The 20,724-nt window shown below is 41.0% G+C and carries 17 protein-coding genes; 13 read left to right on the forward strand and 4 right to left on the reverse strand.

The features are described from left to right. The first annotated feature begins 24 nt into the window (after positions 1-24). Positions 25-1,296 carry an SAF domain-containing protein gene (locus HWV01_RS08795; RefSeq protein ID WP_211675020.1) on the forward strand — a complete coding sequence of 424 codons (1,272 nt, stop codon included), beginning with the start codon at positions 25-27 and terminating at the stop codon, positions 1,294-1,296. A 104-nt stretch (positions 1,297-1,400) separates the two neighbouring features. On the opposite strand, the gene HWV01_RS08800 is transcribed toward HWV01_RS08795, so the two are convergent. Further along, positions 1,401-2,297 carry a glycosyltransferase family 2 protein gene (locus HWV01_RS08800; protein ID WP_249185490.1) on the reverse strand — a complete coding sequence of 299 codons (897 nt, stop codon included), beginning with the start codon at positions 2,295-2,297 and terminating at the stop codon, positions 1,401-1,403. A gap of 182 nt (positions 2,298-2,479) precedes the next feature. On the opposite strand from HWV01_RS08800, the gene HWV01_RS08805 reads away from it, so the two are divergent. After that, positions 2,480-2,911 (forward strand): GNAT family N-acetyltransferase, encoded by a 432-nt coding sequence (locus HWV01_RS08805; RefSeq protein WP_211675021.1) that lies wholly within the window; start codon positions 2,480-2,482, stop codon positions 2,909-2,911. Between the two features lie 48 nt (positions 2,912-2,959). After that, positions 2,960-3,985, forward strand: coding sequence for a serine hydrolase (locus tag HWV01_RS08810; protein WP_211675022.1), 1,026 nt, complete (start codon positions 2,960-2,962; stop codon positions 3,983-3,985). Positions 3,986-4,025: 40 nt separating this feature from the next. Here the strand turns inward: HWV01_RS08810 and HWV01_RS08815 are convergent, their stop codons facing one another. Continuing rightward, positions 4,026-5,153: an FAD-dependent oxidoreductase gene (locus HWV01_RS08815; RefSeq protein ID WP_211675023.1), complete on the reverse strand. Its 1,128-nt coding sequence runs from the start codon at positions 5,151-5,153 to the stop codon at positions 4,026-4,028. Positions 5,154-5,176: 23 nt separating this feature from the next. Beyond that, on the reverse strand, positions 5,177-5,845 hold the full coding sequence (locus tag HWV01_RS08820) for a cupin domain-containing protein (protein ID WP_211675024.1): 669 nt from the start codon (positions 5,843-5,845) through the stop codon (positions 5,177-5,179). Between the two features lie 132 nt (positions 5,846-5,977). On the opposite strand from HWV01_RS08820, the gene gcvA reads away from it, so the two are divergent. Continuing rightward, complete coding sequence (gene gcvA, locus HWV01_RS08825; RefSeq protein WP_211675025.1) at positions 5,978-6,898, forward strand: transcriptional regulator GcvA; 921 nt, start codon at positions 5,978-5,980, stop codon at positions 6,896-6,898. A 4-nt stretch (positions 6,899-6,902) separates the two neighbouring features. Here the strand turns inward: gcvA and HWV01_RS08830 are convergent, their stop codons facing one another. Next, positions 6,903-8,471, reverse strand: coding sequence for a cytochrome-c peroxidase (locus HWV01_RS08830; RefSeq protein WP_211675026.1), 1,569 nt, complete (start codon positions 8,469-8,471; stop codon positions 6,903-6,905). A 265-nt stretch (positions 8,472-8,736) separates the two neighbouring features. Here HWV01_RS08830 and HWV01_RS08835 point away from each other — a divergent pair, with 265 nt between their 5' ends. From HWV01_RS08835 to HWV01_RS08875, 9 genes are all read left to right on the forward strand, one after another. Next, on the forward strand, positions 8,737-9,285 hold the full coding sequence (locus HWV01_RS08835; protein ID WP_211675027.1) for an NAD/FAD-utilizing enzyme: 549 nt from the start codon (positions 8,737-8,739) through the stop codon (positions 9,283-9,285). Between the two features lie 134 nt (positions 9,286-9,419). Beyond that, positions 9,420-10,790 (forward strand): c-type cytochrome, encoded by a 1,371-nt coding sequence (locus HWV01_RS08840; protein WP_211675028.1) that lies wholly within the window; start codon positions 9,420-9,422, stop codon positions 10,788-10,790. A gap of 28 nt (positions 10,791-10,818) precedes the next feature. Beyond that, positions 10,819-12,552, forward strand: a complete 1,734-nt coding sequence (locus HWV01_RS08845; protein ID WP_211675759.1) for a cbb3-type cytochrome c oxidase subunit I — start codon at positions 10,819-10,821, stop codon at positions 12,550-12,552. 2 nt (positions 12,553-12,554) lie between these two features. Next, a complete protein-coding gene (locus HWV01_RS08850) occupies positions 12,555-13,256 on the forward strand; it encodes a cytochrome c oxidase subunit 3 (RefSeq protein WP_211675029.1) in 702 nt (233 codons plus the stop codon). Between the two features lie 9 nt (positions 13,257-13,265). Further along, positions 13,266-13,943 (forward strand): heme-copper oxidase subunit III family protein, encoded by a 678-nt coding sequence (locus HWV01_RS08855; protein WP_211675030.1) that lies wholly within the window; start codon positions 13,266-13,268, stop codon positions 13,941-13,943. 9 nt (positions 13,944-13,952) lie between these two features. Next, entirely contained in the window at positions 13,953-14,270 is a 318-nt protein-coding gene (locus HWV01_RS08860; RefSeq protein ID WP_211675031.1) for a cytochrome C oxidase subunit IV family protein, read from the forward strand. Positions 14,271-14,344: 74 nt separating this feature from the next. Continuing rightward, on the forward strand, positions 14,345-14,935 hold the full coding sequence (locus tag HWV01_RS08865; protein WP_211675032.1) for an SCO family protein: 591 nt from the start codon (positions 14,345-14,347) through the stop codon (positions 14,933-14,935). A gap of 181 nt (positions 14,936-15,116) precedes the next feature. Then, a complete protein-coding gene (gene grcA / locus HWV01_RS08870) occupies positions 15,117-15,503 on the forward strand; it encodes an autonomous glycyl radical cofactor GrcA (protein WP_211675033.1) in 387 nt (128 codons plus the stop codon). Between the two features lie 273 nt (positions 15,504-15,776). After that, entirely contained in the window at positions 15,777-20,582 is a 4,806-nt protein-coding gene (locus HWV01_RS08875) for a PA14 domain-containing protein (RefSeq protein ID WP_211675034.1), read from the forward strand. Positions 20,583-20,724 lie beyond the last annotated feature (142 nt).

A 20,724-nucleotide genomic window follows, 5' to 3' on the forward strand; every position in this document is an offset into this window, starting at 1 on the left:
CCGTTCCATCGTTGGGGGAAATCAATGATAAATAGAAATCTATTAGACGCATATAAAATCGAGCATGGGAGCATTAAGGTTGCCATTGCTGGTGCGGGTTATATCAGTAAAGGGTTGATACAACAGATCACATTACTTGATTTTATTGATGTCGTGTCGATCTACTCTAAAACCCGAACGCCTATTATTGCGTTATTAAAAGATGCCAACTTACCTTTATCTATTATTGCTGATGATATTACAGAGTTCTGTAGAAGTGATGCAGACATTGTAATTGAGTTGACCGGTGATACCGAGTTTGGGTGTGAGCTTGGTCTGGCGGCATTAGCTGCTAATAAGCATTTTGTTGTCAGCGCCGAAACTGACGCATTAGTTGGGCCTGTTTTGGCTGAGTTATTCCGTGAAAAAGACCTGATCTACAGTAATATGTGGGGTGATGAACCTGGGTTAATTAAGCACCTTTATAATTACGCGGATGTATTGGGCTTTGGTATTGTCGCAGTGGGTAAATTTAAAGGTTTTCACGATTCGTTTGCCACTCCAGAAACTGTACTTCCTTGGGCTGAAAAATCGGGGCAAAAACCGACGATGATCACTTCGTTTGCAGATGGTTCTAAAATGTCGATGGAAATGACGATTGTTTCTAATGCCACAGGTTTGGTTGCTGATGTCCCTGGTATGCATCTTGCGGAGGGGACGCTTGAAGATATTGTCAATTTGCTGCAACTAAAAAAAGATGGCGGTATTTTGAATCGAACTGGCGTTATCGAAGTTGTCTGTGGTGTCGAACCCAGTGGTGGGGTATTTGCTGTCATCACCACGGACAAGCCTGAGATATTGCACTCTCTTTCTTACTATAAAATGGGTGATGGTCCTAATTATCTGTTGTATTTACCTTATCACATGCCTGGTATTGAAGCCTTATACGGGCTATATGTTAACGTTGTGGAGCATCAATCTATTGTTCGTCCATCGGGGGCTCCCGTTTCTGACGTTATCACCCGTGCGAAGCGAGACCTAAAAAAAGGAGACCAACTAGATTGTATTGGAGGGTATGATTATTACGGTGAAATGACTGGCGCGGAGTTCTCTGTTGAACAGAGTGCATTGCCATTAGGTTTAGCGATTGGAGCGAGGTTATTAGTCGATATTAAAAAAGGCGACCCGATCTTATTTCAACATGTAGAAATCCAGGGTCATAAAGATGGCTGTGAATTACGTGAGCGATTTAACGAGATGGTGCTGGAGAATAGACCATTAGATACTCGTGATATTAAACGGGCTAATTTAGGTTAGGTTCATAGCGCTAATATACGACGCAGTTAATACCAAAAGCGAGTCATTTTACCTGTGACTTGCTTTTTTATTTATGACTTGTGTTTATGAGGGCTTAGGTTGCTTTAATTGTACAGTTTGATGATGTCGGTGGTAAATAATGCTTTCATTTTTCCGTATTTATCAACTAATTGTAATAATGGTTTTGCATATTTTGATTGGCCAAAAGGTAATTTAATTAATACGATAAAGAGTAATACAATGAGTTTTATTAATACATCACTAAAATAAGTGAGCTTATTTGCTAATGGTGTTTGCTGTATACGGTAGCGTGTATATGTTTCACCTATTCGGATGGCTCTTTTTAATAAATAATGTATGTTTAATCGATTACTTGCCACTTCTTCACTGACATACGCTTCACTTGAGCACACCAATTTACCGCCATGCTGATACAGTCGATAAAAGAAATCGGCATCCTCACCGCCTGTTAAACCATAGTTAGAATCGAACTTGAGTTGGTATTTCTGTATTGCGGTTTGACTGACTAAAGTTGAATTCGTTGCGCCACTGGTGACTTCTTGGCCATTACTTACCGCAGATCTATCAAACACACCTGATTCGATTATCCATTGCGGTGTGTTATTGGGGTAGGTTGATTTAACGCGACCGAAAACTGCATCTGCTTGATAGGTTTGCGCCGTTGCTAAGAGTTGCGTTAACCAGTCGGGATCTGCAACTTCATCATCATCGATAAAGGCTATCCATTCACCCTTGGTATTATCCATTGAACAGTTACGTGCTAACGCGATATTCTTCGCCGTTTCTTGGCGATAAAAAACAGGAATATTCATGAGGGCTGCTTGTGCCTTGACTAGCTTTTCGGCATAGCCTTGCTCATCGTTATCAACCACGATAACTTCAATGTTGACATGTTCGGGTAGCCGTAATGCTGCAATACTCTTCAGGGTATCGACGACATGATCTCTTTGGTATGTGCACATGCAAATAGATATCAGCATTTCTGTTTTCACCTATCAAGTGATGGTCTCCTAGTAATTGTAGTGAGGGAAGATGCTATTCGCTATTATGATGATTGATTATACAGAATAGGATACGGCACTGTTCACCTTATTGATCTTGTTATATTAATCACTTATAGGTACTATCCATTATTTCAACCATTTTCAAATATAGACAATCCATGAACCTTGAATACAGACTCGCTACCGAGCAAGATTATGATTTCGCGTTTAACTTAAAAAAATCCGCGGAATATGGGCCGATTAACGCTGTTTTTGGTTGGGATGAACTACTACAGCAACAAATGCATGCAGAGGAATGGGCGGTTGGTAAACCTATGTTGATCTGTATTGATGGTATCGCTGTTGGCAGCTATAAGATTGAAATAAACGCTGACCATATTCATTTTTGCCGCTTTTTCTTATTACCTGAACATCAGGGGAAAGGCATTGGTAGCAAGGTATTAAAACAGCTAATTACACTTGCCAAAGAGAAGCAATTACCTTGTAAGCTAAGTCATTTACAAGGTAATCGAGTCGGTGAGCTATATGCCCGTTTTGGCTTTGTTATAGATGACTGTGATAACCAATTTGTTTATATGTCTCGCCAATAAATAATGCGTTTAGATTATTCCCCACACCGTTATAGATGGATTTATAAAATGATGAAAACGAATGTACTTGCCTGTCGTTTGGCGTATAGCTTAGCGATGACGTTGCCCATGGGAAATGTTGCTGCACAGAATAATGTCGCTGAATTTAAATCAGTATTTACCAGTACTGATGTACCAAGAGTGTTTAGTGGCGTGGCAGTTATTGCAAAAGGTAATGACATTACGTTTAGTTATACGTCAGCATCTCAGTCAGCAAGTTCTGACTCGGCAGCGCCCGCATTTACATTACAAACCCCCTTTGTGATCGCATCATTAAGTAAGCAAATGACTGCTGCATTAGTTATGAGAGAAGTAGACCAAGGGCGAGTCGATCTTGATGCGCCAATTAGTCAGTATCTTAACTATTTAAAAGGAAAGTGGGACGCGGTTATTACGGTTAGGCAATTGCTTAATCATTTATCTGGTATTGTTGCGGTTGATAAACCACTTAAAACGGCCCCTGGTGACGTGTTTGCATATTCAAATACAGGTTATAACTTGTTAGGTGAACTAGTCGCTACGACATCAGGAAAAGACTATGAAACGTTAGCGTCAGACATGTTTGCATACTGTGGTATGGACAATACCAATCCATCAAGTAATACCAACAATGCGCTTCGTTATCATGAAAAATTACCGGGTGAGCTGGTGGCGATGACTAAGGACCAGCCTGCTAGTTCAGCGCCAAGTGCAGGTATCATCTCTACCGCCGAAGATTTAGTTGCATGGAATCAGTGTTTGCATAATAGCGATCTGATATCAGCTAAATCACATGTACAGATGGTCACTAAAGCGGCGACCAGAAAACACCGTTGGGGTGAGTTAGGTTATGGTTTTGGTCTGCAATTATCTGACAAAACAGCGATGCAAGAATGGAGTCACAGCGGTTATGTTTTGGGTTATATTTCGACGTTAAGTTATTACCCACAATCAGATACCAGCATGATCCTACTGGAAAATATATCTTGGTATCCGAAAGACATGACTCGGGTATTTTATTACCATGATCAATTACGTAGTCAGTTATTAAAGTAAGCTAAGGCTGTAAATAGACCTGTATTCTATACGAATGTTTTTAAGTCGGAATACGAGCGATTACAGCTTCAGCCGCTTCTAGCGCGCCTTCGATATAACCCCCGTTTTCTTCTGCGGCTTCAGTTCCCGCAAAGTACCAACCTTGTTGGTAAACAGGCGCTAGCGCTGATTGAACATCATATAAGCCATAATGTGGGTGAGCATTGGGTGCATTTTTATCGGCATCCGTCGCTGTCATGTGTTCTTGACTCCAGTCGACTAACTTCACATCCATAGGTTGGGCGGCTTGTTCACCATAAATACGTACAAGTTGTTTTACTGCTAACGACTTAATTAAATTACTACCAGCAGATTGACGAGTATGTGCATCAACACCGACAAAACCAAATAGCGCACCAGCGCCCACATTACTACTATTGGCGGTACTACTATCGTCGATAGCCCAATCCATTGTACTTGCATCATGTATTTCTGCTAACGGACCCACTTGGCTACTGGCTGAACCGGATAAACCCGTTTCACGCCAGAATGGCGTTTTATAGATGGCAAAAAATTTCGCGTGTGCCGCCATCCATGTCGCAGTCGATGCGAACTTTTTCTGTACTTTCGTCGGTAATTCAGGTGATAACATAATGCTATTTGCAAGTAAGCGTAATGGCATCGCAAAGATAACCTGATGCGCTTGTATTGTTTGTAGTTCACCGTCTATTTCGGCTTTAATGATAGAATAACTATCTTGCTCTGTCGCAGTATGCGCTACATGCGTGACCTTAGCGTTACGAATAATACACTCATTGATTAGCTTGGCTTTAATACCATCAACAACAGTTTGCATACCTCCAGCAACACGCATTGATTGCGGTGAACCGGCGTAACCTGATTCATAGCGCAGCGGTGGTTTGTTCTCGTGTTTATCAAACAAGAACGCGCCTTTATCATGCTGTGGGAATACCGGTAAATGTAGATCGTTAATCAAGGTGGTAATACGTGGGTGCATGCTAGGCCAAAACCAAGAAGGCCCCATATCAAACTGGTCTTCGGTATATATTCGGCCACCCAGTCGCGCTCGACCTTCGAGTAAAATATAATCTTTACCAAGCTGTTCTAATAAATAAGCCGTATATAAACCGCTTAATCCACCGCCAATAATGACAAATTCTGTTTTCATGTTGATACCTTAATAAGTGTAGGTTAGAGGCGGTAAGTGTGGTGACCTGTTTTGATCCAAACAGTGCAATTGTTTGAAGTTGTGGTGGCATCTAACATCTCACCAACAGGTAAACGCAGCCAATCAAATTGTCGATAAATGTTTCCTTGATGGCTAAATTCACCATTAACAACAAGCACTTCAATACCACCTGTATTGTCTAGGCTGATACTTGAGTCATGTGTCCAACGTTCTAAACGTACCGTTTCTTGTTTGAATGTGTGTAGCGCTTTATATTGCACAGCAGTACGGCCTTCATCTTGGATAAAAGCTTGATTAGTGGTATTTATTTCCACATCTTGATCGTCACCGTCTTGGAATTGACCCAGTTTCACTATGATCATGCAGCCGTCTTTGACTATTGGTGCGTGCTCTGTACCGACAGGGTTACGCTTATAGGTGCCAACAGGATAGTCGCCATGTTCATCTGCGAACACACCGTCTAACACCAAGAATTCTTCACCACCGGTATGTACATGGTTAGTGAAATAACTGTCAGCCTCATAAGCAACAAGTGTTGTTGGTGTTGCTGCAAATTCAGCGCCATCACGCTCTAACATTTTACGTGATACACCTTTAATCGGAGAGGGTAGCCAAGTTGACTCATTAAAGAATACTTTCGCTGGTTGGGTTAGGTCGTTATTAATGTTCATATCGTTATTCCACAGATTAAGTGTCTTTATGTTGTAATTATGGATTTATTCTTTGCATATAACAAAGCACTACTTCTATACTGTTAGTATAGTTTTTCTTTAGTGGTAAGTGAAAGTGAGGTAGCGCTGAAAATGCAAAATATAGCCCATTTAAATGCAGTTCGTGCGTTTGAGGCGTCAGCAAGGCATCTTAGTTTTTCTTTGGCGGCAAAAGAACTGAATGTCACGCCTGCCGCAATCGGCCAGCAAGTACGTCTATTGGAAGAGTGGTTAGATATCACTTTGTTTATTCGTGCTACTAGCGGAGCTTCACGCTTAACGTTGACGGATCAGGCTAAGCTTGCACTGCCGGAAATAAGCCTAGGTTTAGAGCATATTTCTCAGGGGTTAGCATTATTGCAAAAACCGATTATAAATAATGCCATCACAGTGTCAGTGAGTCCTGCGTTTGCTGCAAAATGGCTATTGATGCACATTGATGATTTTCAGATTAAGTATCCTGATTATGACCTTCGTTTAAATACCAATTCTCGTTCTGTTGATTACTTTGCTGAGGATATTGATATTGGAGTGCGTTATGGCAAAGGCAATTGGCCGGGGCTGTCACAAACATTGCTGATGGATGAGGATATATTTCCAGTGTGCTCCCCAGATCTGGTTGAACAAGGGCTGAAGTTACCGACCGACTTAGCTAATTATCCGTTATTACACGATCAGTCTATGCCGATAAGTTCAGGGTTTCCGACTTGGTCTAGCTGGTTGAGTGAGCAGGGTATAGATGATGTAGATACTAATAAGGGGTTGAAAATTAACAACTCAGCATCTGTAATCCAAGCAGCGGTGGCTGGGCAGGGGGTCGCATTAGGCCGCAGTGTATTAGTCAAAGATGATCTTGCTTGTGGACGATTAGTGAAGCCATTTCCAGTGCTGAATAACAGTACAGAATTGGCTTATTATATCGTCTGGCGACCTGAACATGATGCGTTAAAAAAGGTTCAGGCCTTTAAATGCTGGTTATTAGATGTTGCCAACGATCTTAAAGATATATACTGAGAGCCTATAAATGGTTGCCATTTATGTCCGTTCCAATAAGCACTTGGTCATCGGGGTTATCCGTGCTTTTATCTGCTATCCAAGGGGCTAGGCAATCACGATCTTTGACACAAGGGTCTGTTAAGCTGTTAAGAAAGGTCACCAATTGATCAACTTCCTCATTATTTAAGTTCAAGATTGGTAATCGTGATGTTCCATTTTGGCGCTCTTGCTCAAGTTTATCTAATGCAAGTTCGCCATTAGCTTCAACGTTTGGATATAAGCTTGTACAATTTGCGACATTCTTGAATTGTGCTAATTGACACCACTCATTGTCATTAACATAATCATCAATACTGCGGACTGGGTTGATATGATGGCGCAGCACTCTTTCTAATGAATCAAATGTACCGGCGTGCCCATAAGGTGATGTTACAGCAATGTTTAATAAGCTTGGTGTTCGGAAGTTATATCTGTCCTGAGTATTACCGGTTACGCGCTCACGACCAAAATCATCATCGCCATTACTGCCATCACCTTTGCCAATGCCGATTTGTGGAAAGGCAATAATGTTATGGCGTTCGTCACTTAACAGCGGACCACTATGGCACGCCGAGCAGCCTGCACCATTGTCTTTAGCTGTATTAAAGAATAACAACGCACCTTGTTTTTGCTGTTCTGTTAACGCGGTAATATCACCATCGAGATAATTACGCCATGGCGAGTTGATAAACACCATAGATCGCTCATATTCCCCCATGGCTTTGCCGATGTTTGCGAAGGTGACAAGATCCTCTGTATCGGCATTACTATTGAATGCCGTTTGGAATTCGGTTAGCCATTGATTACGGGTTAATTCACCAGCGCCTTCGTCATAATCGCCCAGACGCGCGGCAAGGTGATGACGAATAACATCTCTGCTACTGCCATTTTCAAAATCAGCCGTTTTCATTTCGTGATTTGACGTAATGGGAAATCGAGTTTGTGCAACAACCAAGTTAGATCCAGCATTCTTATCTGTTACGCCAAAGCCGCTGTCTGGTGTACTAATGCCCGATTCCGTACCATTTTTGTCAACTTCTTTCCCTAAACTCTCGACGCGAGAATCCCAGAATAAACTACCGTCCCATAACGCGATATTAAATATGGTAGGGCTATTGCGTGGCACAAAGGGTATACCTTCACTATTGTTACGTCCCTGACCAAGTACTTGCGTATTTATTGATTCGACACCAATAGGGAGACTTAATTCGTCTGCACCACCAAGTGTCGGGTGATGACAGCTAGCACAGGCGCTATCAAAATTACCGCCGAGGCTTTGACTAAAGAATAATTTTTTACCTAAATTAGCAAGCGGGGAGTTAATCGAGGGAATATCACGGTTTGCGGTCGCTGAGCGGCCAAGATTTTTTTCGGTGATGAGTGTTTGTAGCAATATGTCTAATTCAGTTGGTTCAGCTGGTTGTGTACTGCCGTCATCAGAGTCACCTGCAGCATCCCCTAAATTACCATCATTACGGTGACATCCTGATAATGTCAATGCGAGAGATAGCATCATAATCAGTGCTAATGATTTTTTTATTTTAAATATCATATCAGATCCCACTCACTTGTAATTTGTTTTTCGAATTACTTAGTCTAATTAATGAGTATGGAAGAACAATGCGATAAATAAGGAATAAATATCTAAAATAACGCTAATTTGTAAAATTTATGCAATTTTAAAGTGTAACTTAGTGATAGATGAAACTGTTAATTACCTTTTTTATATTCACTTATTTAGATAACCAGACTATGGTTTGAGCATGGTTGTGTATTTCTGTATGTTAATTACGACAGTTTTCAAGGCGGTAGTAACAATGCTAAGACACTATTATGTATCTGATGATCTTGATGAGTTAGAGATTGTTGAAAAGGAGCTAGAAGCAGAAGGATTTACTGAACCTCAAATTCATGTATTAAGTCTTGATGATTGCCATGTTGAGCAGCACCATTTACATGAAGTTGAATCATTACTTAAACAAGATGTTATTCGAGGGGGAGAAATAGGGGCTGGTGTTGGCGTTATCATTGCGATGTTTGCGTTAGTGATACCCTATATGATGGGATGGACGAATGGTGGGGCTGGTTGGTTACCCTTTATATTTTTGTCTATTTTGAGTTTTGGGTTTTGTATTTGGGAAGGCGGATTCATTGGTTTTCAGAAGCCGAATGCGAATTTTGTTCGCTTTCAATCGCTATTAATAAAAGGGAAACATATCTTATTTGTCGATGTGGACCCGGTACAAGAGCATAATTTTGGCGTGATCATGCGATCGCACCCCGATGTTAAACCGGTCGGTTGTGGCGCGGGTTCTCCACATTGGGTAGTGAGTTGTCAGGATACATATAACCGCATGATGAAGTGACCACCTTAAACACGGCCTTAGTTATTTCGTAACGCAATTCAAATTTCTTGCGCTATGCTTATTAATTACACTGGTTTTCAGGTCACTAGTTAGTTTTATATTTTGTAAAACTGACAATAATTGATGGTTCAATTATGGTTATTGCGGTAGTAATTCTCTTACTGGTTATTAGCTCCTTATTGTTTCATTTCTTTAGTCCATGGTGGTTTACGCCTATCGCTTCTAATTGGACTGCAATAGATCAAACTATCAATATTACCTTCTGGGTCACGGGTGTCGTATTTGTTGCCGTGAACCTGTTTCTCGCTTATGTGGTGTATCGGTTCCGTTACAACAAAAAAAGAAAAGCAGATTATGATCCGGAGAATCGTAAATTAGAAGGTTGGTTAACGGTATTAACGTCGATTGGTATTATCGCTATGCTAACACCCGGGCTGTTTGTTTGGGCTGATTTTGTCAATGTGCCAGCAGATGCGAGTGAGGTCGAAGTGGTTGGCCAGCAATGGCATTGGAGTTTTCGCTTACCTGGTGAGGACGGCAAACTTGGTCGTACAGCCATTCCGTTAATTAATCAGAATAATCCGTTTGGTATCGACCCTGAAGATCCCCATGGGCAAGATGACGTGTTGATCAATAGTAATGAATTACATCTGCCTATCGAACATCCTGTTAAAGTGTTATTGCGCTCTAAAGATGTGTTACATAATTTCACCGTGCCTCAATTTAGAGTGAAAATGGACTTGGTGCCTGGCACTCAATCTTACCTGTGGTTCACACCTACTTTACTTGGTCGTTTCGAAATTCTATGCCTCGAGTTATGTGGTATTGCTCACTATACAATGCGTGGACACGTTGTTGTTGAATCTGAACGTGATTATCAAACATGGCTTAACCAACAGCCAACATTTAGCCAAAGCCTTGCTCGTATTAGTCGTGAAATTTCGGCAGGTCAGCAGATGTATACCACGTGCATTGCCTGTCATGGCGCGAATGGTGAAGGGAATAGCACGATAGGTGCGCCAGCATTAGCGGGTCAGGAACGTGATTACCTTAATCGGCAGTTACATTATTTCCGTAATAATATTCGTGGTGGCAGTGATGATGATATTTATGGCCGTCAAATGTTACCGTTTGCAGCAATGTTAGCTGACGATACAGCAGTGGCTAATATCAGTCGTTACCTTAATTCGTTGCCGCCTGTGACTGTGACTCAGTCAACGGAACATCGAGGTAATGTGTCGGTTGGACGAGAACTATATCAGAATTGTGCCGTTTGTCATGGTGAACTTGCTCAAGGTAATTATGCCCAGAAAGCACCTAAATTAGCGGGACAGCATACAGGCTACCTCAAGCGTCAATTAGAGAATTATCAAAGAGGTATTCGCGGTACACATCCACAAGATATGTATGGTTCTCAGATGATTCTGATGTCTAAGTTGCTGCACGACGATCGCGCTATCGACGATGTTCTCGCGTATATCGCTATATTACAGCCAGTTAAATAAGGTTTGGCAGGAGGTTTTAGTGAAAGAAATGCAGCCTATAGCAGACGACCACCAACCATCAGGCTTCTTTGCTAAGTATGTGTGGAGTCTGGATCATAAAGTGATTGCGATTCAATATTCAATCACGGCTATTTTTGTCGGCTTGATCGCTTTAGTATTATCTGCGCTAATGCGTTTACAGCTCGGCTTTCCTGATCATTTCTCTTTTATTGACCCAAGCTCTTATCTGCAATATGTCACCATGCATGGGATCATTATGGTGATCTATTTGCTTACCGCATTATTACTCGGTGGATTTGGTAATTACCTGATTCCATTGATGATTGGCGCTAGGGATATGGTGTTTCCTTATCTTAATATGCTGAGTTTTTGGACTTATTTGGTCTCGGTTATCGTACTGATATCCAGTTTTTTTGTTACCGGAGGGCCGACTGGTGCAGGGTGGACCTTGTACCCACCACAAGCTATTTTACAAGGTACACCGGGGGCTGATAACGGCATATTGTTGATGTTGTTATCGCTGGCCATTTTTATTATTGCTTTTACTATGGGTGGGCTTAATTACGTGACCACGATATTGCAAGCGCGTACTCGTGGTATGACCCTGATGAGAATGCCACTGACATTGTGGGGCATTTTCATTGCTACTATTTTAGGCTTGTTGGCATTCCCAGCGTTACTGGTCAGTGCGATTATGATGTTGTTTGATAAATTACTGGGTACCAGCTTCTTCATGCCTGCGATCTTATCTTTAGGTGAAAACTTAGACTACACCGGCGGGAGCCCCATCTTATTTCAGCATCTATTTTGGTTTTTTGGTCACCCGGAGGTATACATTGTCGCTTTGCCTGCATTCGGCATGGTGTCGGATGTGATAGCTACTCACGCCCGTAAAAATATCTTTGGTTACCGGATGATGGTATGGGCGATCGTCGCGATCGGTGGGCTTAGTTTTGTGGTGTGGGCGCATCATATGTATGTCAGTGGTATGAATCCTTATTTTGGTTTCTTCTTTGCCACCACCACCTTGATTATTGCAGTACCGACAGCATTGAAAGTCTATAACTGGCTGCTTACGTTGTGGCGTGGCAATATTCATTTTACAGTGCCGATGTTCTTTGCTATTGGCTTTATCTTTACTTTTACGCACGGTGGTCTAACAGGTTTGTTCTTGGGTAATGTGGTGGTTGATTTACCTTTGTCGGACACATTTTTTGTAGTCGCGCATTTTCATATGGTGATGGGGGTGTCACCGATCATGGTGCTGTTTGCAGCCATCTATCATTGGTTCCCGTTAGTGACGGGTCGTCTGTTGCATACGGGGCTGGGTAAATTACATTTCTGGGTCACTTTCCTTGGCACCTATGCGATTTATTTACCGATGCACTATCTTGGTTTTCTTGGTGTGCCGCGCCGTTATTTTGCGCTGGGTGATACTGATTTCATTCCCGATTCTACACAAACACTTAACGCTGGTATCACTGTTGCTGCTTTGATTGTTGGTGTGGGTCAGCTGATCTTTATTTTCAATCTAATCTGGAGTTTACGACGGGGTAAGCAGGCCGTTGCTAACCCTTGGCAAGCGACGTCGTTGGAATGGCAGACGCCGCAATGCCCGCCTGTGCATGGTAATTGGGGGGATAACGTGCCTGTCGTTTACCGGTGGGCTTATGATTATAGTGTACCTGGACACAAAACTGATTTTACCCCACAAAATATAATGGATTCAGAGTGTTTATTAACAGACAAGGGAGGGCGGTGATAATGAACATTATTCGTCAATTACTCAGTAAACCTTGGTTGTCAGACGATGCTGATATTTCCGAATCATATAATCAGACGCAATGTTTGAAGGTGACGCAGACCCAATCAACTAAAACTGCGCTGGTGTTTTTCTTGATGGTGGTGACCGTTGTTTTTTTCTTGATTTCAATTACCTTCTTATCACGTTCTCAATATCCCGATTTTACGGCGTTAGCGGGCCCGCCTTGGTTACCCTTTAGTAATCCCATTACCCTTTGGGTGAACAGCGCATTCTTATTATTGGCGTCTATTTCTATTCGCTTTTCGGCTACTGCTAAGCCGATTAACGAGGGTGTGGGTCATACACGTATGGTGTTGGCGTTATGCCTGACGGGGTTATTTAGTTGCTTGTTTTTAGTTGGGCAATTATTAGTGTGGCAGCAGCTTACTGCATCGGGTTTTGTGGTAAATGGGAATCCTGCCAACAGTTATTTCTATTTATTTACGGGTATTCATGGACTCCATTTGGCTGGTGGTTTTATTGCATTAATTCGGGTTGTGGTTACCTTTGTTAAACATACTGATAGTGAACGATTGACGGCTAACTTACGCTTATGTGTTTGGTATTGGCATTATTTGTTTATTGTGTGGATGTTGTTGTTTGCGTTGTTAACGGCAACACCAGATACCTACAAAACGATTGCATTGCTTTGTGGTTTTTAGGAGAAGGTCATGAATAATAACAGCCACAATGATGATGAAAAGAAAGGTTGGCAAAGTGCAGTATCTGATTGGTCGAATGATCGCACCGTGTTTGATATGCCTTGGCCTAAGTTTATGATGTGGGTATTTTTACTCAGTGACACCTTCATTTTTGGTATTTTTCTAACCGCTTATATGAGTGTGCGAATGAGTACGGTTGATGCATGGCCTAATTCGAGTGAAGTATTTGCGTTAACGATCGCGGGGGAACACGTGCCCTTAGTGTTGATTGCGATTATGACGTTCATTCTTATTACCAGTAGCGGCACGATGGCGATGGCGGTTAATTTTGCCTATCAAGGCGATAAACGCAAAGCCAGTTATCTGATGTTTATTACTGCTTTATTCGGTATCTCTTTTGTTGGTATGCAAGCTTTTGAATGGAGCAAGTTGATCTTTGAAGAAGGGGTTCGGCCATGGAGTAATCCATTAGGCGCCGCACAATTTGGTGCCACCTTTTTTATGATCACTGGATTTCACGGTTTGCATGTGAGTGTTGGTGTTATCTATTTGTTAGTCATTGCCAAGCGTGTACGTGCAGGTGATTATGACAAAAAAGGTTATCAAATGGTCGAAATATCAGGGCTATATTGGCATTTTGTTGATTTGGTTTGGGTATTTATTTTTGCTTTTTTCTATCTTTGGTGAGGTGTGATCATGAAGTCCACACAAACACATAAAATTGGTCAAGTGCATCCTATTAGTCTTTATCTTAAAGCATGGTTATTGTTATTTACCTTAAGCGCTTGTTCTTATATGGTGGATTATTTTCAGGTTCAAGGCTATTTACGCTGGGCGCTTATCTTGTTTTTTATGGTCATGAAAGCGGGGTTGATTTTAACTGTGTTCATGCATCTAAAATGGGAACGGTTTGCAGTTAAGCTACTGTTATTTATTCCTCCTATTGCGATCTTGATTTTCATTACCTTAATGAATGTAGAAGCCAGTTATGTGTTTATAAGTAGGCATTTATAAATAAATTCTTATATACAGGCTTGGGCTTAAGCATCATATTTATTTTTTTTATTGTGCTAAGGGTCTTGTTTGGGTTGTATCAATCTCAACCCGTAGCGAAAATTAATGGGGTTGCCTTGAATGACGCGATGCCGATTACGGACTTTGTATTACAAGATCAACATGGCAATCGTTTTACTCAGGATGACTTGTTAGACAAGTGGCATATCGTTGCTGCAGGTTATACGCACTGCGGCGATATTTGTCCTATGACGTTATTAGCACTGAGTCAATTCCAGTTTCATTTAGAACAAAGTGCATTTGAGGATGATGTTGATATTATTTTTTATACCGTTGATCCTCAGCGTGATACCCCCCAAGTATTGGCCGAATACTTGGTATTTTTCGCTCCTGAGATTATAGGGCTAAGGCAAGTTGAGGAGGTGACTTATTTAGGGTTTGTAAATAGTTTAAATATTATTGCCATTTATGAATATGAAACCACTAATGACAATTATAGCGTTAGCCACAGCTTCGCTTTTATGGTGATTAATCCTGAAGGGAAATTACAAGCTGTACTTGAACCTGAAACCAACCATTTTGGTGATGCAATATTATCATCGGATCTCTTATTTGAAGATTTTAAGCGAGTACGGCAGCGTTATAACGATGCTAAAGGAAGTTGACCAACCTGAACGAGAGCCAGTTACGTATTGATTTTCAAGTTCATTCCCCCACTTATTTAACCTTGTTCTAACATAGACTCTACATACCCATAAAGTATTAATTATTATTTGCATAACCCTTGTATTTATAGGGTTTATTGTTGTATGGTTGATTCAAATCTACAACATAGAAGGTAATGCAATGAGTAAGTTAAAAGGTATTCAAATCACTAAAGCTGACGATCAACGTCTTAATAATTCAATTTGGCTCATTGATGAAAGTGCAGAGCAAGCAAGGTGTATCGGTACTGTTAATGATGTGATTGCACAAGACGCGGTTGTTAACTTAGCTGAGCTAGGTAACTTTGAGTCGCGTGATATTGCCATCGAAGAGCCTGCTAAAGTAGAAGGTGGCCAACATCTAAACGTGAACGTATTAACACGTGAAACTCTTGAAGATGCAATTAAAAATCCGAGTGCTTACCCACAACTTACGATCCGTGTATCGGGTTATGCGGTGCGTTTTAATTCATTAACATCAGAACAACAGCAAGACGTTATCAGCCGTACATTCTCTAAAACAATGTAATTATATCTGTTCATTATTATTTCCTTAACCTCAGTCATTACTGGGGTTTTAATCTTCATACTTTCCCCATATTTTGAATGAATTATAAGCAATCTTGTGTCGTTTATTGATATTGAATATAGTTTATACTCGCCGCGCTTCTTAATCTGTTATCAATTGTGTATTTTATCGTTTAAATTGGTATTTCAAATGTTAATTATAAAATTTTAATGTGATTTTGTATTGAATCATCAAAAAATGATGGTTTTTATTAAATGGACTTAGGGAAAGTGAATGAAGTATATATTCTGGATTGTATTGATCTTATCTGTTTCAGGCTGTAATGAAGATTCCGAAACTCAACAAAGTATCCCTCAACTTATCCCTCAACTTATTCCTCTACCTATTCCGGAACCGCCAGAAAAAGAAGTTATGGCGGTCGAAAATGTTCGATTAATCGCGACTACTCAAACAAGTCTGACGCTAGGCTGGGATGATAGCCACAATGCTGATGGTTATATTATTCGTCGAGATGGTAATAAAATCGCGACGGTTAGTCGTGGTTTATATCGCTTTGTTGATACGAACCTACAAGAAAATCATAGCTATGCATATACGGTGTTGGCTTTGGATAAGGAAGGCAGAGAATCAGAACCGCGTAATATCACTGCTTTAACAATGAAGAATGACAGCCCAGTAATCTCGCCTATTACAGATATTTTGTTGATAAACGATACCGCAACATTAGGTGCTCCTGTCGCTCAAATAAATGCAAGCGATGCCAATGGTGATACATTGCATTATCAAATTGCCAGTGAACAAGCATTGAATTATTTTGCGATTGATGAACATGGTTTATTAACAGTGTCTGCTTCGGTTAATGCATTGTCATCAAAAATTATGGATATTTCTGTACAGGTGAGTGACGGTTTAAGTTCGGTAACATTGCCGCTTCAAGTGGCATTTATACCGTATGCGGCAAAACTAGAAAACCAAGGGCTGTTACGCAAGTATTATCGAGATAATAAAGTTAGAGGCTTACTTTCTGAGCTTAAAGCATTACCGACATTTCCTGATAAACCGACTTCTATTAATGTTGTAGACGACTTCGAATCACCAAGTAATATTGCAAACAAATACGGTCAGACTCTGGAAGGCTATATCGTCCCACCTGTCACAGGTGAATATAAATTTTGGATCGCTTCAGATGACCAATCTGAACTGTTATTAAGCGATAGTGTGAGTACCAAAGGGCTAAGACGAATTGCTTATACAGAGCGGGCTACAAACAAACGTGAATGGGACCCTGTGCGTTATGGTAGCCAAGCCTCTGAAATCATTTACCTTGAAGTTGGCCAAGTATATGCAGTAAAGGCGTTAATGGCAGAATATTATGGCTCTGACTTATTAGCGGTCGCTTGGGAAGGGCCCGGTATTTCAAAGGGCGTTATTAGCAATGAATATCTACGTTTACCTATTGATACGATAAAACCTGCACCTGTATTTAACTTTAATTGGCTAAAAACGTCAGAAGATACGGTGATCTTACAATGGAATGCGACAACCGATAACGTTGATGTCGAACGTTACTTAATTAATACAAACAATAAGTTGCTAGCAACGACCGGTAAGGACGAGTTATCGATTGCGTTAACGGGCTTGGAAAGTGCCGCTCGTTATGACTTCACTATTCGAGCACAGGATAAAGCCGGTAATAAGTCGCTGGAAAGTGATCCCTTGATGATCGTGATTGATGATTTTATAGCCCCTTCGGCGGTGACTAATATTAGGGTTAATGACAAGGGGACTAATTTTATTGATCTGGCCTGGGATGCTTCAACAGATGAAGATAAGCAGCAAATACTTTACCGTATTTATCAAGGCGGTGAATATGTTGCACAAACTTATGATACGAATTATAAATTGAAGCAATTATTACCTGCTAAAAACTACGATATTACATTGGAAGCAATTGATATTGTTGGTAACAGTAGTGTTTTATCAAATGGACTATCGGTACAGACTAACACCTTGGTTGCAGATACTCCTGTATTCGAATATCCGTATTATGAATTTGCGGTTCCTGCTAATCACTCTATAGATAATTCGTTTGCGACATTGAGTTTTATTGAACAGCAAGGGTTGGTGTTTAAGATAGCATCTGGTGATAATGCGGACTTGTTTGCTATCAATGAGCAAGGCCAGTTGAGCTTGAAACGTCATATTATTGAGGGCGAATTACGTTCGTTCAATCTTGAGGTTACGATAAGTAAAGATAATAAAACAAGTTCTACACTAGTGAAAGTGAATGTTTTATCCAGTGATGTATTACTTTATCAAGGTGTGTCACAGGAAATATGGACTGGAATATCTGGTTCGAGTGTTGCTGTTATTAATACCTTAGCGCCGATTAACCAACAAAGTACATTAACAGACTTTAAATCACTCACCAATATGGGCTCTTCTTATGGCCAACGAGTATATGGTTATTTCACTGTCCCAGTGAGTGGGGATTACAGTTTTTGGCTAGCTTCTGATGATAATAGTGAATTACGTATTAGTGCTGATATGACGCGTGATAAAGCTGATTTAGTCGCGCATATTACTGGCTATACTCGTGAAGATCAGTGGAGTAATAGAAGCCAGGTTAAAACGAATATTAATTTAAATGCTGGCCAGTATTATTATATCGAAGTGCTTCATAAAGAAGGCGGTGGTGGTGATCACATGTCAGTGGCATGGCAAGGGGCTGGTATTCCGAATCGTACCTTAATGACAGGAGAATTCTTGATACCTTATAGTCGTTTACATCCTTCTGCGGTAAAAGTTGATACTGCAATACAAACTGGTTTTGACAGTCAAGGAAGTCAACTTAAGCTTAAGATTAGTGTGGATGAAAGCGCTGAGGGTTACCCTATTTGGGTTTATTATGGTGAAATGGATGCAGGTAGTAATGCTGAAGGGTGGCAGTATCGCGTTAAGTTAAGGGATTTGTTAGCGGGTGAACATAGCATTACACTGTCACCAATTGATCCCGGCAAAACGTATTATATTCGGACTGAGACTGTTGGACCTACGGGCAGCCGTTGGAGCCCAAATGCGACGACTGTACGTACGGTTATTATTGATCCAAATAAAACTGCTGGCGAATCATTACCGCAAAAGATTGATATCGACGTTAGTATTAATGATGTTGACTATGCATTAGAATTTACTAAGCATTCGGTTCGTTCTCCTCATTTTCAATTACTTACCTTTGATTCTCGTCGAGTCAAAGAATATGAATCCGTATCACCAATGCCGGAAATTAGAACTTACCGTGGCATTGTAACGAACAATGCTGCGGTAACAGTTACTGGTGTGATCGATGCGTTAGGTACTATTCATATCTCGGCGTGGAAGGGTGATATGCTATTTTGGCAGAAAAATGTCGATGTTAGTGAATTTATAACCCCAACGGCGTTAGGTAATGATGAAACAGATACTCAAGAGTTAATTATTGATTTCGAGTTGCCTGCTATTGAGAATGGCCGTTTATATCAACCGCAACCTGGAAATGACTTCCATAATAGTTTATCGCGTGTTGCTTTTAAATTTGAAGAAAATCAATTTGATAAAGCAGCAGGGAATAACATTATCAACGGTGTTGCACAAATGGAAGGGCACATTAATGAACTCGACTATATGTGGGCACAAAAAACAGGCTTACGTTGGGATATCGGTAAAGCAGTTATCGAATTAAAGGGAGATATCGGTAAGGCTACGCAAACTCGTCCGAGTGCGCCTGATGCAACTAACTTCAGCATTGATTTTCAAGACCCGGTGAATGGCGGGCAGTGTTGGGGCGGTGGTTATTGGGTTGGCTGTACCGCAGGTTATACCATGAGCTGGGGCTTCACTCATGAAATAGGGCATAACTTAGGGTTAGGCCATGGCGAACAAACCGATAATAATAATCAAATCCAAGAGCCAAGAACGCATATGGGTAATATGCAAGCATGGAATACGACGCGTCGGATTCAAAAAGGCTCTCGTTTTAAACCCGCGAAGGCATTAACAGACCCGATGTTACCAGCCACATTCAAAGATTATTTAACTGTATATAAAAATGAATCTGGTTTGGTGGATCCACTGGCAAATGACTATGACGCAAATGGCGATCTATTAACCATTGAGAGTTTTGACGCGGCAACATTCGCTGGAGGCACTGTTATTGTTGATGGTGATTCATTACGCTATATACCACCTGCCGATTTTGTCGGGGTCGATCAATTCAGTTATGTTGCTACAGATGGTGAATATCAAACCCGTGGCCCAGTGATGATTCAAGTTTTAGCCCCTGAGTTAACCGCGTATTGGGATATGGATAGCCTACGCGATAATAAAGTGACAGACCTGTCCGGTTTTAGTAATGACTTACAGGCCGAAACAGCAGGTGTTAAATTGACTGAAATGCAAACGGTGGGAATAACAGCTCAAGGTATTACTATTCCATTGTTAGCACCTAAGGAGATGACGAATGATCCTTTAGGCGATCGTTTATTGGAGCATAAATTAGATCCGGGTCATAAAAGCTTTACTGCGGCTATGTGGTTTAAATATACGGTAACTGACGGTGATAAACTACTTATTGGTAAATCGTCTAAGACCCCAAATAATATGAATTATGGTGGTTGGGAGATCCGCGCTAGTGGACATGATTTAGAAATTCAAGTTAATTTCCGCGACCGTTTTATGTATCCGAACAATGTGACGATAGTTCAGCCGGATGCAATTGTTGATGGCAGTTGGCACCATGTAGCCGTTGTCATCGATCGGGAAAATAAGCAATTACTGGGTTATATTGATGGTGCACCGTTTGATCTACAAGGTGATTTACCGATGGGAAATAGCCCGATCACTGCCGCGATGAATACTTCAGGTTACGGTGGTGGTTCGCCATTTAAAGTGGGCGGGCATACACGTGTTACCTGTGAAGATGGTGCGACCTCGGCAGACCCTAAAATTTGTGTATCCGCATTGGAACAAGCATATGATAGTGTCAAAATTTATCATAAAGCCTTGTCAGCACAGGACGTTAGATCTTTGTTCACGGAATAAATAACCACGCTAGCTAAGCACCATCAAAGATAGAAGTTGATGGTGCGTCTATTCACAAATCATAAAACATACATTTCCTATTTTTCCTTATTTGCTTTATATCTAGTTGAGAGATAAATTGTATGATAGAAATAAAGGAAGA

It is taken from the genome of Moritella sp. 5 (assembly GCF_018219455.1).
Classification (GTDB): domain Bacteria; phylum Pseudomonadota; class Gammaproteobacteria; order Enterobacterales; family Moritellaceae; genus Moritella.

Bases quoted from the DNA above. Each gene is read 5' to 3' on its own strand.
- grcA (WP_211675033.1), top strand. From the start codon at position 15,117: ATGAGTAAGTTAAAAGGTATTCAAATCACTAAAGCTGACGATCAACGT.
- HWV01_RS08835 (WP_211675027.1), top strand. From the start codon at position 8,737: ATGCTAAGACACTATTATGTATCTGATGATCTTGATGAGTTAGAGATT.
- HWV01_RS08840 (WP_211675028.1), top strand. From the start codon at position 9,420: ATGGTTATTGCGGTAGTAATTCTCTTACTGGTTATTAGCTCCTTATTG.
- HWV01_RS08815 (WP_211675023.1), bottom strand. From the start codon at position 5,153: ATGAAAACAGAATTTGTCATTATTGGCGGTGGATTAAGCGGTTTATAT.
- HWV01_RS08855 (WP_211675030.1), top strand. From the start codon at position 13,266: ATGAATAATAACAGCCACAATGATGATGAAAAGAAAGGTTGGCAAAGT.
- HWV01_RS08820 (WP_211675024.1), bottom strand. From the start codon at position 5,845: ATGAACATTAATAACGACCTAACCCAACCAGCGAAAGTATTCTTTAAT.
- gcvA (WP_211675025.1), top strand. From the start codon at position 5,978: ATGCAAAATATAGCCCATTTAAATGCAGTTCGTGCGTTTGAGGCGTCA.
- HWV01_RS08850 (WP_211675029.1), top strand. From the start codon at position 12,555: ATGAACATTATTCGTCAATTACTCAGTAAACCTTGGTTGTCAGACGAT.
- HWV01_RS08860 (WP_211675031.1), top strand. From the start codon at position 13,953: ATGAAGTCCACACAAACACATAAAATTGGTCAAGTGCATCCTATTAGT.
- HWV01_RS08810 (WP_211675022.1), top strand. From the start codon at position 2,960: ATGATGAAAACGAATGTACTTGCCTGTCGTTTGGCGTATAGCTTAGCG.
- HWV01_RS08800 (WP_249185490.1), bottom strand. From the start codon at position 2,297: ATGCTGATATCTATTTGCATGTGCACATACCAAAGAGATCATGTCGTC.
- HWV01_RS08830 (WP_211675026.1), bottom strand. From the start codon at position 8,471: ATGATATTTAAAATAAAAAAATCATTAGCACTGATTATGATGCTATCT.
- HWV01_RS08795 (WP_211675020.1), top strand. From the start codon at position 25: ATGATAAATAGAAATCTATTAGACGCATATAAAATCGAGCATGGGAGC.
- HWV01_RS08805 (WP_211675021.1), top strand. From the start codon at position 2,480: ATGAACCTTGAATACAGACTCGCTACCGAGCAAGATTATGATTTCGCG.
- HWV01_RS08875 (WP_211675034.1), top strand. From the start codon at position 15,777: ATGAAGTATATATTCTGGATTGTATTGATCTTATCTGTTTCAGGCTGT.
- HWV01_RS08845 (WP_211675759.1), top strand. From the start codon at position 10,819: ATGCAGCCTATAGCAGACGACCACCAACCATCAGGCTTCTTTGCTAAG.